Raw genomic sequence first — 14,725 nt, forward strand, 5'->3', positions numbered from 1 at the left:
GACCCCGCGCCGCAACAGGGTCCTGGACGCCCTCCAGCGGGCGGAGCGCAAAGTGTTCACTCGGCTCATGCCGAAATCCGCGAAGGCCCAGATGGAATTCCTCTACACCCACACGCGCGCGAAGCGCCCGGTTCGACGCGCGGCGCGAGCACCTGGCCACGACGAACGCGGCGGGGCGGAGCTCGTGGGATGGAAGCGCATCGAGCAGCTGCTCGCCGACGCGGCCCCGGACGGCGTCTACGAATCGGACGCCGACGACGTCGTCCAGGCGGAGCTCGCCACCGACGCCGCGGCCGCCGCCGCGCGGGAAGCCGAGCTGCGTGAAGCCGCAGGGGTCGCGGCCCGCGCCGATGAACTCCAGGCGCTGCGCGAGCTCGGCACGCTGGAGCGCGCCGAGCCCCGCGCGGGCGACGAAGCCGTACGTGACGAACTCACCCGGCGGTCGGCGCCCTCGTCTCCGCACGTCGCGAGGGAGCTACGCGGTGACTCTGTCCCGGGCCGCGGTGTCGTCGTCGAAGGTCATCTCCGGTGCGGGCCGGCGGAAGCCCTTGGTCAGGACGGCCAGGTAGACGACGCCGATCGCCAGCCAGATGCCGCCGATCTGGAGTGCGACGTGACCGAGCTTCGTGAGCAGGTAGAGGGAGACGGCGGCGCCGATGGCCGGCATCACCAGGTACGAGAAGAGGTGGGGGGTGCGCCCGTGTCCGCGCTCTCGGACCAGGTGGGCGATCACGCAGACGTTCACCAGGGTGAAGCCGAGGAAGGCGCCGAAGTTGATGAACGAGGTGGCTGTGGTCAGGTCGAGTTTCATGGCGATGACACCGGCGGCCGCGGTCAGCAGGAGGTTCAGGACGGGCGTGCCGGTCTTCCCCGACAGGTTGCCGAAGACGGCCTTGGGCAGTGCGCTGTCGCGTCCCATGACGTACATGAGGCGGGCGGCGGAGGCTTGCAGGGCGATACACGAGGCGATGGATCCGGCGATGGTGACGAAGTTGATGATCTCGGCGTACGTCGTGCCGCCGACCTGCACCTTCAGGTGGTAGGCGGCCGCGTCGACGTCGGCGAACTTCGCGCCGGGGTGGACCAGTTGCATCACGAAGGACAGCACGATGAAGATCGCTCCGGCTGCGATGACGCAGCCGATGATGCCGCGGCCGATCGTCCTCGCCCCGCCCCTGGCCTCCTCGCCCAGGGTGGAGACGGCGTCGAAGCCGAGGAACGAGTAGGCGGCGATGGCGGCGGCCGCGGTGACCGCGCCGATCGACGTGCCGGAGTTCCACAGGGCGTCCGTGGCAGGCGCGGAGGAGCCGTGCTTGCCGAGGAAGACGACACACAGGGTGGCGAAGAGAACCAGCGACCCCAGAGCGATGAACATCAGGACCTTGTTGACGCGGTCCGCGAGCTTCATGCCGAAGACGTTGATGGCGGTGGTGATGCCCACCGAGACGATCAGCCAGACCCACTTGGGTATCTCGGGGAACTGGGCGTGGAAGTAGATCGCCGTGATCAGCCAGCCGACCATCGGGATGAAGAAGTAGTCGAGCAGCATCGCCCAGCCGGACAGGAATCCGATGCGGCTGTCGAGCATCTTGCGGGCGTAGGTGTAGACCGACCCCGCGCCGGGCACGGCGCGCGCCATCTTCGCGTAACTCAGCCCGGTGAGCAGCATCGCCAGGGTGGCGACGGCGAACGCGGTCGGGGCCGCGCCGCCACTGGTGGCGGCGACCACGCCGAACATCGTGACGACGATGCCGGGGGAGATGTAGGCCAGGCCGAACAGGACGACGGAGAGAAGGCTCAGGTCGCCCTTCAATCTCATGGTGCTCTCTGTGGTCTCGCTGCTCATCGTCGTGGCTCCTCGGTGGTGTGGGCGGGGTTCCAGGTGGCGGGGTCGATGCGGCCCCCGTACAGCGGGAGCTCGAGAGCTGGGTCGCCGGGGCGGAACTGGTCCCAGATCCGGTTGAGGCCGGCGGTGCCGTAGCGGCGTACGTTGCTGGCCTCGTCGAGGTCGATCACGTCGGTGAGGGTGGAGTCGCCGGCGTCGACGGTTTCGGCGCGCACCGTGCCCTGGGGATCGACGACGAGGCTGCGGCCGAGCCCGGATGGGGCAGCGGAGTTGACGCTGGCGACGAAGACCTGATTGGTGATGGCGTTGGCGCGGCTGAGGACGACTTCCTGCGCACGGTCGCTCGTCGACGTGCGGACCACGTTGACGATCAACTCGGCGCCCATCCAGGCCAGATGGCGGGAGATCTCCGGGAACCAGGTGTCGTAGCAGATGGACAGTCCGATGCGGCCGACCCCGGCGAGGTCGACGACCTCGAACCGGTCGCCGGGCGTGGTCGTCTCGTACGGGCGCCACGGGAAGACCTTGCGGTACGCGGCGAGGCGCTCACCCTGCGGTGAATAGACCAGTGTGGTGTTGTGGACGCGGTCGCCCGCGCCTCGCTCGTAGACGCTGCCGGGCACCAGCCAGATACCCAGATCCCCCGCGAGCTCGGCGAAGGCCGCATCGCGCTTGCCGTCGAGCGGCTCGGCGGCCTTCTCCGGGGCGGCCGGGACGCCGGGGGCGCACTCGCCGAGGTGCAGTTCGGGGTAGACGACGAGGGCGCCGGGTGCGCGCAGTTTCACGCGCCGCTCCACGTCGGCGGCAAAGCCTGCGAGGTCGTCGGCCGGGCGTCCGGGCGCCTGGGCGAGGATCAGGGGCAGGGGGCGGGCCATGCGGGAACACCAGCCAATCGAAGGAACTGTTCGAGGAGTAGTCGACGGCGATTCGGACGCCGATAACCAGAGATTTCGGTGGGACAAGAATGCGGCTGGTCAGCCATAGCCTCAAATACTTGTGAGGGGTGACTACCATGCCTTTGAGGCATGAAGGTGTCATGCCTCCTTCGTTTCCCGAGGGGCCACCGCCATGGAACTCCGAGTGCTGCGCTACTTCCTGGCCATCGTGGAGACCGGTTCGGTCACCAAGGCTGCCGAGGTGGTCCGCGTCGCCCAGCCTTCGCTGTCGCGCCAACTGCGCGGCCTGGAAGGGGCCTTGGGGATGACGCTCTTCGACCGCGGCGGCAAGCAGATGGTCCTGACGGCGGCCGGCCGGCGCTTCCTTCCCCTGGCCCGCGACCTGGTTGCCCGCGCGGACACCGCCGAGGCCGCGGTCGGTGCGCTGGCTGCCGGTCGTGCCATGCGGATCACCGTGGCGGCGCCGCCCACCACCATCACCGACGTGATCGCGCCGTTCCTGGCCACCTGGGGGCCGGAGGATCCGCTCGTCACCGTGCAGGCGGAGAGTCCGGCACGTGCGTACCAGGCCCTAGCGAGGGGCGCCGACGTAGCCATCTCCTCGGCACCTCCGAGGCGCCGTTTCTCCGGGCTCCCGGTGGCCCGCCTGCCGCTGTGGGCCTACGTCCGTGCCGACCATGCCTGGGCGGATCGGGACCGCGTCACCATCGGGGAACTTGCCGCGGAGCCCCTCATCGTCCTCACCCCGGCGCACGGCACCCGCCGCATCCTGGACCATGCCGTGCAGGATGCGGACGCCTCGTACGACATCGTGCTCGAATGCGACACCCCGCACGTCGCACAGGCCATGTCGGCTTCGGGCCATGGTGTCGCGGTGGTCTCCGACGATCCGCGTTTCGACCTGCACCCGCTGCTGATCCTCGACAGCACGGGCGAACCGCTGCAGATCCACCTGCACGCGGCGTGGGACGCCGGCCACTACGCGCTGCGCAGCATCGAGGCATTCGCGGCCGGGTTGTCCCGTTTTTGTGTCGAGCGATACGGGCCACAGGTCGCCGACCGCCTGTGAACTGCAGCGACGACTACAGACCACGGCCCTCACCACGACGCGAAGCCGATCCGACGGTCGGCAGGCCCCCAAGATCTGGAGGTGTGCGTTGCGGGCAGCCCGCCCAGACCGGGCAGGCATTGGACGGTGGCCCCGGCACGCCCCGCCATGCGGCGATATCCCGCATCGGCTGCCGGCCCGCGAGGCTGGCCCAGCAGCTCGCGGACAGTCGCCGCGGCCTCGGGAACGCGATCCTGTGCGGCAATCGAGCTCACCGCCGAGGTTCTGCAGTACCACTCCATCCTCGCCCGCGGCGGAGTCGAGGCGCTGATGGCACGACCCACTGGTCACGCGCGTCGGCCGCCCAAGCCCTCGACCGTGCGGCACGCACCTGGGCCCGGCCCGGGTTCTTCCACCACGCGGCGGCCGTCGCCGACCAGACTCTGCTGGCGTACGCGCTGATGGCCGCCGAGCGGCGAGGCGAGGCCCGTCCGGTCTCGGAGGCAATCAACGGTACGGCCGCGGAGTTCGGGAAGGCGGGATCAGTAGCGGGACCGGCGGGCGAGTTGCGGGGCCCCCTCGACACGAGGGGCGGACAGCTCTTGACAGGAGCGTGGGAGGGGGCCCGGCAGATGCCGGGCCCCCTCCCACGAGCAGCCAGTGGGGGCCGTCAACCGCGGGTCATGCTCCCGGCCTTGGTGTCCAGTGACCACGGGCACTGGACACCCGCGCATCATGCAGTCGATCAGGGGGATGCAGAGGCCCAGGCTCGACTACCGGCCGCCGGCTTCGATCCCGATGAAGGCGAACGGGGCGCCGCTGTGCGGTACTTCCCGCGTGTTGTCGGACGCGACCTTGTCGTCCGCCGTCCACGGCGGCGCCGTCCCGGTCTCGAAGCCGTCGTTGCCGAGCAGCCGGCCGCCGCCTCCGCCGGTGGCGGGCAGCTTGTACGCCTGCGCGGCCGCCGCCGACCAGCCGAACTCGTTGTTGTCGCTGAAGTAGTAGTACGTGGCGCCGTTGGGCAGCATCGCCGCGGTGATGCCGCCGAAGCCGGACATGAACGGTACGTACACCGGGCTGGTGAACACCGGGTTGTCCGCCGAGGTGAACTGCCGGGCCCACAGGCCGTCCTGGTACTGGTAGGTCTTGCCGGTCGTTTCGGCGGTCGTGGTGAGGCCGCGGTTCGCCGGGTTGCGCTGCATCGAGTCGGCGAGCATCGTCGGGTCGAGCTTCTGCACGCCGCCGATCTTCCCGCCGTCGGCGTTCAGGAACCGGCTGACCTTGGCGATGTCGTCCTGCGTGTAGAACAGCCCGTACCCGCCGAACGGCTGCCCGGTGGCGCTGTTGTCGGTGCGCTCGGTGCTCAGCACGTCCGGGCTCAGGTGCAGCGGGACCAGCACCTGTTCGCGGATCCAGCGGTAGATATCGCTGCCGGTGCCGGCCTTGGACGCCAGGTAGTTCTGCATCGCCCGGGCCAGCACGAAGGTGTCGGAGGAGTGGTAGACCCACTTCGTGCCGGGCGCGGCGGAGTGCGGGAAGGCCAGCGCGGCGGTCATCTTCGGCCCGTACGCCTCGGCGTCGAAGAACGCCGTCATGCCGCCGCCAGCCTCGTCGGACTCGAAGGCGCTGGAGAGGTAATTGCCGGTGGCCATGTTCGCGGTGTCCTGGAACGTGACGCCGTTCCAGGCGGAGGTGTCCGCCTCGCTGACCCAGTCGCGGATCAGCTGCGACGACACGGACGAGCCGTAGACCTGCGTCAGCCGCATCAGCACGATGCCGGCGAACATCGTCTTGGCCAGCGAGTACGACGGCAGCACCATCTGGTTGCAGTACGGGTACGCGCCCTGCCGGGTCCGGCACGTGCCGACGTAGTTCACCCCGCCGTAGGACACGCCGTACGTACTCAGCGCCGAGGCGGTGACGCCGCTGCCGAACGCGCTGGTGTCGATGCCGGCGTTCGGGTAGTCGGTGCTCAGCGCGCTGATCGGCTTGGTCGGGATGCGGTGGGTGACCTCGGCGGCGTACGCGTTCTTCAGGGCGGTGTCACTGGTCACGGTGTGCCGGGAGTAGGTCGCGCCGACCTGGCCCCACATGTCGAACTGGAAGTACTCGCACGTCTCGTTCACGATCTGGTACCGGACCTGAGAGATCGTGCTGCCGTCGAAGAGGAAGGTCAGAAGGCCGTTGTGCACGCAGTTGGCGTTGCGCTCGACCAGCGCGAAGGGCAGCGAGACGCGAGTGCGGCCGCCGTCGCCCTTCTCGTTCCAGGCGCGGCCGCCCCCGAGGATCACGTTCCAGTACGCGCTCCCGGTGATCTGCAGTCCGCGGACGGCAGGGATGACGTGGCTGCCGTTCTGCACGAGGTCGATGCTCACCGGGGGCAGATGCTTGAGCGCGGCGGTGGCCGCGTAGTGGTAGGTGTCCTTGATGGTGCGGAAACGGCCTGCGGTGGCCACGCCGTTGAGCGTCAGGGTGCCCTCGAAGGTGTGCGTCGGGGCGGCGGCCGCCGCGGGCAGCGCGAAGGCGTCGTCGGTGACGGTGCCGGTGGCCGCGCCGCTGGTCAGGTCGGCGGCCGTCAGCACCGACCTGTTCACGGCGCCGCTGCCGGTGAGCCGGTCACCGGGTACGGCGGTCGCGGCGTACGCGGGTCTCGCCGCGAGCGGCGGGAACGGCACGAGGACCAGAGCCAGTACGAGAAAAGCCAACACGGCACAACAGCGCCGGGCATACAAGACGGACACAGTGAACTCCTCGGGAAGGCGAAGGGGTAGTGCCCGCATTCTGGGGACGCGCGGTGCGGCCGTCGAAGACCCATTGGGGTTCGACGACATGCCTCGAAGGCATCGGCGGGGGTCAGAGGTCGGCGGCCACCGGAGGGCAGAAGTCGTGGGCGCGCAACCGCCGCTGGTGGCCAGTCAGCAGCCGGGCGAGGAACTCGGCGGCGTGGCGCGGGACATCGCTTGTCGCCAGCCCTGAACGCGGCGCAGCGGATGCGGCAGTTGTCCTCGTTCGCTTTGCGCTGGTACTCGGCAGTGCCACGCTTTCCATGGGTAAAGGCACCGCCTCGGCTGCTGCCGAACCTGCCTTGGTGGTGCTTCCATTGCAGCCGGACGCCGGCGTGACCTACATGCGGCTGGCTGGCATCCCACCCAGCGGCACGTTCGTGGGTCAGCCAGCGCTCCCGGCTACGGTGCCGTTGGCGTGTCCGGAAGGCGGGAGCCGGAATCGTTGCAGGCAGGGGGAAGGAACGACGGATATCCGGCCGTGCTTGACACGGAGCCGAGGCCCCTCGAAGATCTTCACACTGCTGCCACACTGGCTACTCGATTTCCCGCCCGCACCAGGGCGGGAGACCGTCTGCTCTCCCGCGTCTTGCGCCACGGTCCGTCATGGACCGGGCCCTGAGCGGAAGCGGCGTGCGGGTCGCACCGAGCGCCTCCGCCGGGTCGGGCACCGGGCCGGAAGGAACACCGTGGGAATATCCCGATCCGTCAGACCGCTCGCCGCTGTCGCGAGTGTCGCCGTGCTGTGTGCTGTGACACCCGCGTCGGCTGCTGTGGCGGACGACGCGGGCGCCGCGATCACGTTCGTCAGCATCACCTCGGACGCCGTAGGCGACGGAACGGTCAGCGCTGGGCAGACCATTGCCGGCAAGGCTGAGGTCACCGTCACGGTTCAGGCGGACCCGGGGGACGAGCCGGCCACGGTCGTGGTCAGCATCACGGGCAGCAACCAGTACCTGGGCAGCGGAACCGTCAAGCAGGCCTTCAGCCTGAGTCCGGGGGACTGTCTGCCGTCGTGCACTCTGCACGCGACCCTCGACACCGACGCCACCCAGCAGTTCGGAGGCCCGGCGAACGGGGTGGACGCGCCGCTCGTCAACGACGGTTCGAACACCGTCCACGTCGAGGTGAACAGCCCCCGCCCCAGGACGGTCACTGCCGACGCCGCCGTCACCGTCGACAACCAGCGGCCGGTCACCACCCTGCCCGACCTGCCCGGAGCCGACGCCTGGACCACGTACAAACCCATAGGCCTGTCCGCGGACGCCGAGTTGTCCCTACGGGCCACCGCGGTCGGTGGCAACGGCGTGTCGCGCGTACGCTACTTCAGCTCCAACGGCAGCTGGCCGGCTGCCACCGACCTGACCGCCCCCGACGGCGACGGCCTGTGGACCACCACGCTGGACACCAGCGCGATCAAGCCGGGCCTGTGGAACGAGGTCTACGTCGTCGCCTACGACAGCGACGGCCGCGCCGGCTCCCCGGTCCGCGCCGACACTCTGGTCGACCACGGCTTCACGATCACGCCGAAGCTCGCCGCCCTGCTCCACCCCGACGACGGGCCGGTGAACATCGACTACGCCTACCCCTCGGCGCTCAACAAGACGTTCCCGTCCAACCTCAACTACGCCTACCCGGTCAGCACCACCGTGTCCCTCGACGGCACGGTACGCACGACGACGCCGGTCACCGACTACACCTACGCAGGCAACCCCGCCGGCTTCGTCGCCGGACTCGGTGACGGCCAACTTCCCTACGGCGCCCACACTCTGACCTTCGACTCGGTCGACGACCGGGGCGCTCACGGCCGGGTGGACCTGCCGGTCAGGGTCGTGTCCGCCGTCGAGCCGACCTGGACCGACGGCTTCCAGAACTTCCCCGTCGCCGGGCACAACCAGACGTTCGTCGCCACGACCGCCGCCGCCGACGGCATCAGCCGTGCCGAGCACTGGACCCTCGCCGTCGACGGCACCCAGGTCTCCTCCGGCGACTACCCCGCGCAGCCCTCGGGTACCTGGAAGGCCACCACCCCCGGGCTGCACGACGTCACGCTGACGATTGTCTCCCAGTACGGCGACACCACCACCCGTGGCCTGCCCCTCCGTGTCCTGGCCGCCACGACGACCCAGCTGACCGGACCGGGCACCAGCACCTATGGCAGCAAGGCGACCTACACGGCGACGGTGAGCCAGACAGGCGCGAAGCCCGCGCCCGGAGCCAAGGTCGGCTTCCAGTACAAGCGGGCCGGCACCACCACCTGGAAGACCCTCGCCACCGTCACCGCGGACGGCACGGGCAAGGCGTCCTTCAGCACGACCGCCAAGTACAACGGCTCCTGGCGTGCCGTCACCGCGGCCAAGAACCTGGCGTGGGCGACCTCGACAAGCAAGACCGTCACGTCGCACGTCAAAGCCGTCCTCACCATCAGCAGTCCGAAGACCACCGCGGTCCACGGAAAGCCGGTGTCTTTCACCGCGCACAGCTCCCCCTACGTCAAGGGCACCACACTGCGCTTCCAAGCCCGGCAGAAGGACGGCACGTGGGTGACGCTCACCAGCAGCACCCTCTCCAGCACCGGCAGCGCCACTACGAAGATCACCTTCTCCCATGCCGGAACATGGACCCTCCGCGTCTACCGCCCGGGCACGACCGACCTGACAGCCACGTCCTCCTCGTCCTGGACGGTCAGGGTCAGCTGACTCCGAGATTTGCGCCGCACCTCCCAGCTGGTCGTGGCCGAGCTCTCCAGTCGATCGCGCGCAGCGAGTTCCCTGATCAGAGCAGTCGGTCACGTGTGGGTTTACGTAGTTTCCCCGATGTCGTTGATCCAGAATTCCGGGAGCGTGGTCGTGCGCCGCTGCCCACAACTCCGGGCCGGCCCACACGGCGGAGCGTGCGGCGCGACGCAGAAGGAGGACAGGCGCATGGCTTCTCGGCCACCGGACGATGCCCCGCTCACCGACCCGGCGGACGAGGCGGACCTCCTCTGGATTTCGGTCAAGCCCGACAACGGGACCAGCAAGGCCCTACTGATCAAGGGGTCGCCGCTCATCGCCATCGGGGCACTGCGTTTGGGTCTCATGATGGCCGCGGGGCGCGGTACGTCAGCGGGGTCAGGGACGGCGGGCCTGGTGATCGGGATCCTGGCAGTGCTATTCCCGCTGCTCTGGGTCGGGGCGCTGATCGGCCTGCGCTGGGCCAACGCCGGCATCCTCCTGAAAGACGGCGTCCTGACGTTGCGCGACCGATGGAACCGCAAGGTTCTGCACGCCCCAGTGTCCTCCCTCACGGGGCTGCATACGGTCAGGGCGCCCATCGACGGTCCGCACGACAGCCGGATCGTCATCACCTCCAGAGCCCACCGGCCCGTACTCATCGACCCCCGACTCTGGGACGCGGAAGGGCTCCGGGAACTGTGGCAGCACCTGCGTCTTCCCTTCCAGGACCACGGTTTCCTCAACTGGCCTCTACTGAAGAAGCGCTTTCCCGGGATACCTACGCCGTGGCGTCACGTCCACATCGTCCTGTCCACCCTGCTCATCGTGCTCGGCGGCATCGCATACATCGCCCTGGTGGTGAACCTTCCCTTCCTCCTGTGACCGGCCGGGTACCGCGACAATGGAATTTGAGGCTGTCCGGCGAAAGGCTGGACGCCCAGGCGGTGCACACGCTGACGGCGGAGGCGATAGCCCTCAACCGGCAGTTGCTGAGATCGACAAGCGCATCGAGGCAGGTTTCCGGGACCATCACACCATTCAAGTGATCGCCAGCCTCCCGGATAGGGCGCGCCTCTCTAGGCTTGCCCCGTGAGAGTGCCGACGGCGAACTGCGGATGGTGCGGTGCTTTCGCAGCGATGCAATTCGTTCCGTTCAGTGTGACGGCGACTGGCCGGAACGCAGTTGTGTCCAAGGCCCCGACGGACGTCCGCGGGGCTGCTCCGACGTTCTGGGAGATGTACACCTGCCCGTCCTGCGGCGAGCATCGCACTGGTTGCCCGCCAAGGCGACGAGAACGACGGCGTCTTTCTGCGGTGGGTTCCCGACAGGCCTCCGGTGACGACAGCTTGGGGAACTGCCGCAGTATCCGGCCCGTCGCGCCGCTGGGCCGGCCGGTCGCCACCTACTTCCGATAGGGCTGTTGCCGCACGCGGTGGGGCTTGGCCACCTCCCGTGCTACAGGGCGGGGTTCAGGTAGGGGGCCACGTACCGAGCGAGCGGGCCAGCCGGTCGCTCTGGTCTCGGGAAATGCCCTGAGCTATGCGTGTTCCGCACCGAGGACTTCCGGGCTCGTCGCAGCAGAGGATGCCGGCGAAACCTTCCTCGCCACCGGAGAGCGGGGACGTGGGCGGCAGCGACCATCCGGCCGGCTTCCAGTATGGATGGTCCAGAAGCAGGGCGTCGATCAGTCGGTGGGTTTCTGTCTCTGGTGCTCCTGCCCACGTGAGGGCGCCGCGCAGCACGTCCGCCGCGTCGGTGGGCAGATCGCTGTCTCCCAGGGCGGGCAGGAGGAGGAGCAGGCGAGCGCTCGGGTCGTGGACGCCGGGGGCCGCCAGTTCGGTGGTGCGAGCGATGTGGATCAGCTCGCGCCACGACAGGCCGGGGCCGGCCTGGTGTCCGTCGAGCGTCGCCAGGTGTCCAAGGCGATCCCACGAGGGATGCGTCACGAGGTACTCGGTCCCCGCGTCGTCGGCAAGATTGCGCGCCAACACAACGGCGCTGTGGCCTTCGCTGAAAGGGATCCGGAAAACCGGCCACCGCTCCTGGTTCGCCAGGCCTTCGTACGCCGCGTCGGCGTCAGCCTCGTCCGCGCCGAACCAGGCCGGATCGGGCTCGTCGTCCTCCGTTTCACACAGCCACATCAGATAGGCAGCCCAGTACCCCGGCAAGGACAGCAGCTCTTCCCCGGCAACGAGCGGGGCATCGTCATATCCGTCGATCAGCACCCGTACAGGCTGCCAGCTACCGACGACAGCACTGCGACCGCCCCTGCACGCAACGATTGGTGCTGCTTCGTCCAGAAAGGACCGGCGTCAATTCGTCGTGGAGGCGCCAGGGTCGAGATCGAAGCCGCTGGCTGCAGTGAGTTTCTCGACGAACGTCCTGAAGTCACTGGCCAGTGTGAGTTCCGTGTCGAGTTCGGTGTCGAACCAGGTGACCGAGGGGTCGCCCTCCGGACCGCAAACTCGGTAGTCCAGACCGATCCAGCAATGTCCATCGCCAGAGAGAAGCACGATCGGCGATGGCAGCCCCCACTCCTTGACCAAGTACGGCGTATCAAGCAACGACGTCACCTGTTCGAGTCCCCCAATTCCCATCAGGGCATCGAAGGCGACGTGGTCCTTGCTCCACGACGTCGGCCGGCTGGTGGGGAACGCATCGTGATCAGCAGCCACGGTGCCGCCGTTCTGAACCCGCAGAAGATCAAGCAAAGCCGAGGGCAGCGTCACCCCGAGCACACGCTCGGCTTCTCGCACCGTCTCGTCCGTCAGCGGCGGCTGGACGCCGTAATCAACGCCAGCCCAGAACGTCGCCTGGATCTCATCGAGTCGCGCCATGACAGGCAGCCTACGACTCAACTGGAAGATCCTTTATTGGTCCGGAAAATCTATTTCAAGCAGATCAACGACACGGTCGAGCATGCCGCCGGAGACCGGATGCTTGCCGTGACCGCTGACCGACTCCGCAGATGGGCGGGCAGCCGCGGCGTGGCCGGACGCCTCGGAGGGGACGAGTTCGCTCTCGCTGAACGGATCGCTGCACCGGAGACCACGACCGGCATCCCGAACCCGACCACGATGCGGCACCTGCAACCTGGGAGGCCTGACACAGTGCCATCGACAAGGGCCAGCCGCTCCTCCTGGGGCATGCCGCTTCGCCGTTCGGCCCGAGCGATGTCCAATGATCATCGGCCGCCTACCAGGCAGCCGCCTTGATCACATCCACGGCGATGTCCCCGACCAACCGTCCGTCGGTCGGGATACGGACCGTGCCCGCCGGAGCCCTCTCGCCCAGTTCCCGTGCGTTCCGCAGGCTCCGTTCGATGTGGGCGGTGAGCTGCGAGCCGATTTCGCGTTGGGCGAGGCGTTCCCGCACGGTCGTCTCTCCTGCCGTGAGCAGTACGCAAATGGTTCTGACCTTGTCTCCGCCCATGGCCCGGCTGATCATCGGCGCTTCCAGGATGCTCACCGTGTTCGAGTAGATGAGGCGCTGCTGGCCGAGAGCGGCGTAGTTCGACCAGACCGCCGCGGTGTTGCGTTCGGTGATGGCAGCGCGGTGAGGGTCGTCCTGTGGGGCCGGATGGATCTGGTCCATGTAGTCGCCCTCGATCAGACAGTGCGCCGTTCCCCTCTCTTGCAATGCCGCAGATACCTCCCATGCAACGGTCGTCTTGCCGACACCGGCCCCACCACTGATGAGCAACAGTTCGTAAGCAGTCATGGATGGGCAGCCTGACAGAGTCCGGACTGCCCGGTCGACCGGAAATAGACGGGTTGCCGTTGAAGACCGTGACACGGAAGCTCCCACCATGCAGATGCACGCCGACCAGCTGACGGTTGGCTCTGAACGGTTTCTCTGGCCCAGAGGAACGAGTCTGGTGGCCCAGGGGCTTGATCGGGAATTGAGTGTTCGTCAGAAGTGGACCCGGGGGCGTCCTGTGGTGGGAGCATCGTTGTGCTGCCGACAGTCGGGGCCTGGATGGACGGCCTAGTGCCCCGCGTCTACATCTCGTTTACGGGCGGAGGCTGCGGACGTTACGGTCGTGAACGTGATGAGCCCACCGGTGCTTACGGACTTGGTCGTCGTCGGCTCCGGCATTGTCGGCGCATCGGTGGCCTATCACGCCGCCCGGGCGGGCGCCACCGTGACGTTGGTCGACGCCGGGCGGCCAGGCGCCGGCGTGACGGCGGACTCGTTCGCCTGGGTCGGATCGTCCGGCGTGCCCAAAGTGCCCTCCGCCGGGCTGCGGGCCACCGCAACGGCGGAGTACCACCGACTCGGGGCCGAATTGCCGGGACTCCCGGTGACCTGGTCCGGCTCGCTGAGCTGGAACAGGCAGGACAGCGCGCCGGACGCCGGACCAGAGCAGACGATCGTGGACGCGGCCACCGTAGCGACGCTCGAACCCAACCTTCGGCGGCCTCCGGAGTGGGCTGTCTGGGCGCCAGGTGACGGCGCTGTTGACTCGGTGGGCGTGACAGAGCGGCTGGTCGCGGCCGCTCGCACCCATGGAGCCCGGGTACATCTGGACACGCCGGTTACCGCGGTCCGCCGGGACACGGCCGGCCGGGTCGCCGGGGTCGAGACGACAGCAGGCCCCCTCTCCGGTGCGACGGTGGTGCTGGCGGCCGGAGTTGCCACGGCCGCGCTGGGCGCGCCGCTCGGGGTGCACGTTCCGGTTGAACCGTCGCCGTGCCCGCTGTTCCGGCTCAGCGCCCCGGCCGGTCTGGTCCGCACTGTCGTCAACAATGAGGACTTCGATCTTCGGCAGGTCGCCGCGGACCAGCTGGTCGCTGCCGCGGACTCGCCCGAACGGACTCTTGCCGCCATCCGATCCACTTTCCACGGCGCCGGGAGCGTCGAGCTGATCAGCACCCGACTCGGAGTGCGCCCGATGCCGACCGACGGTGAGCCGATCGTCGGCCCGGTCGCCGAGGTTCCCGGCCTCTACTTGGCAGTGATGCACTCGGCGGTCACGCTCGCCGCTGCCGTGGGCCGCCTGGTCGCGCGGGAGTTGGTCGACGGAACCGTGGAGTCGGTTCTGTCAGGTTGCCGCCCGGATCGCTTTTGACGAGCCCGATGGGGTGGGCGATTCTCCCAATCGCTCCTTTGCCCGAGCAAGATCAAAAGGAGCGACACGAGGGTCCGACGTGCCGATTCGACTCGCAGAACTTGTTCTCGCTCAAAGGCGGGTTCGGGGTACTTCTGAGAATCGCTTGTTACCGCATCGGGGGGGGCATGACGGTCCGTCAAGAGGCTTCCCGGAACGGCGCCGACGATGTCGAGCGCCCCCCTGTCGGCGCTGCACCGTCGGACCGGGATCGCCGTCGCGCGCCGGCGCGGTCGGGCGGCACTTGCCACACCGGCCGCTGCTCCGGTTGGGCAACTGGTCCCTGCACGTGGCGGCAGGTCCGCCGCCGAGTCGCCGCCGGCT

General features: G+C 68.6%; 11 protein-coding genes. 5 read left to right on the forward strand and 6 right to left on the reverse strand.

Annotated features, from left to right (window positions below; genetic code table 11):
* Positions 1 to 475: 475 nt before the first annotated feature.
* The gene (locus BFN33_RS46985) at positions 476 to 1,846 is read right to left on the reverse strand and encodes an APC family permease (protein ID WP_069766357.1); all 1,371 of its coding nucleotides are present in this window, start codon (positions 1,844 to 1,846) and stop codon (positions 476 to 478) included.
* Positions 1,843 to 2,721 carry a carbon-nitrogen hydrolase family protein gene (locus BFN33_RS46990; RefSeq protein WP_069766358.1) on the reverse strand — a complete coding sequence of 293 codons (879 nt, stop codon included), beginning with the start codon at positions 2,719 to 2,721 and terminating at the stop codon, positions 1,843 to 1,845. The genes BFN33_RS46985 and BFN33_RS46990 overlap by 4 nt, the downstream gene beginning before the upstream one ends.
* A 193-nt stretch (positions 2,722 to 2,914) precedes the next feature.
* Here BFN33_RS46990 and BFN33_RS46995 point away from each other — a divergent pair, with 193 nt between their 5' ends.
* Entirely contained in the window at positions 2,915 to 3,811 is an 897-nt protein-coding gene (locus tag BFN33_RS46995; protein WP_069766359.1) for a LysR family transcriptional regulator, read from the forward strand.
* A gap of 752 nt (positions 3,812 to 4,563) precedes the next feature.
* Here BFN33_RS46995 and BFN33_RS47000 read toward each other — a convergent pair.
* The gene (locus BFN33_RS47000) at positions 4,564 to 6,531 is read right to left on the reverse strand and encodes a beta-lactamase family protein (protein ID WP_256123068.1); all 1,968 of its coding nucleotides are present in this window, start codon (positions 6,529 to 6,531) and stop codon (positions 4,564 to 4,566) included.
* A 731-nt stretch (positions 6,532 to 7,262) separates the two neighbouring features.
* Here BFN33_RS47000 and BFN33_RS47005 point away from each other — a divergent pair.
* Both BFN33_RS47005 and BFN33_RS47010 read left to right on the forward strand, forming a co-directional pair.
* Positions 7,263 to 9,272 (forward strand): hypothetical protein, encoded by a 2,010-nt coding sequence (locus BFN33_RS47005; RefSeq protein ID WP_141758082.1) that lies wholly within the window; start codon positions 7,263 to 7,265, stop codon positions 9,270 to 9,272.
* A gap of 225 nt (positions 9,273 to 9,497) precedes the next feature.
* Positions 9,498 to 10,172 (forward strand): hypothetical protein, encoded by a 675-nt coding sequence (locus tag BFN33_RS47010; protein WP_069766361.1) that lies wholly within the window; start codon positions 9,498 to 9,500, stop codon positions 10,170 to 10,172.
* A gap of 588 nt (positions 10,173 to 10,760) precedes the next feature.
* On the opposite strand, the gene BFN33_RS47015 is transcribed toward BFN33_RS47010, so the two are convergent.
* The gene (locus BFN33_RS47015; protein ID WP_256123069.1) at positions 10,761 to 11,516 is read right to left on the reverse strand and encodes a hypothetical protein; all 756 of its coding nucleotides are present in this window, start codon (positions 11,514 to 11,516) and stop codon (positions 10,761 to 10,763) included.
* An 87-nt stretch (positions 11,517 to 11,603) separates the two neighbouring features.
* Positions 11,604 to 12,128, reverse strand: coding sequence for an SMI1/KNR4 family protein (locus BFN33_RS47020; protein ID WP_079141413.1), 525 nt, complete (start codon positions 12,126 to 12,128; stop codon positions 11,604 to 11,606).
* Between the two features lie 36 nt (positions 12,129 to 12,164).
* Here BFN33_RS47020 and BFN33_RS55765 point away from each other — a divergent pair, with 36 nt between their 5' ends.
* A complete protein-coding gene (locus tag BFN33_RS55765) occupies positions 12,165 to 12,506 on the forward strand; it encodes a diguanylate cyclase domain-containing protein (protein WP_370743394.1) in 342 nt (113 codons plus the stop codon).
* Here BFN33_RS55765 and BFN33_RS47025 read toward each other — a convergent pair.
* A complete protein-coding gene (locus tag BFN33_RS47025; RefSeq protein WP_069766363.1) occupies positions 12,487 to 13,011 on the reverse strand; it encodes an AAA family ATPase in 525 nt (174 codons plus the stop codon). The genes BFN33_RS55765 and BFN33_RS47025 overlap by 20 nt on opposite strands.
* A 343-nt stretch (positions 13,012 to 13,354) precedes the next feature.
* Here BFN33_RS47025 and BFN33_RS47030 point away from each other — a divergent pair, with 343 nt between their 5' ends.
* A complete protein-coding gene (locus tag BFN33_RS47030) occupies positions 13,355 to 14,362 on the forward strand; it encodes an FAD-binding oxidoreductase (protein WP_176742656.1) in 1,008 nt (335 codons plus the stop codon).
* Positions 14,363 to 14,725: the final 363 nt, after the last annotated feature.

The sequence above is a fragment of the Streptomyces sp. LUP47B genome (assembly GCF_001746295.1).
Classification (GTDB): domain Bacteria; phylum Actinomycetota; class Actinomycetes; order Streptomycetales; family Streptomycetaceae; genus Streptomyces.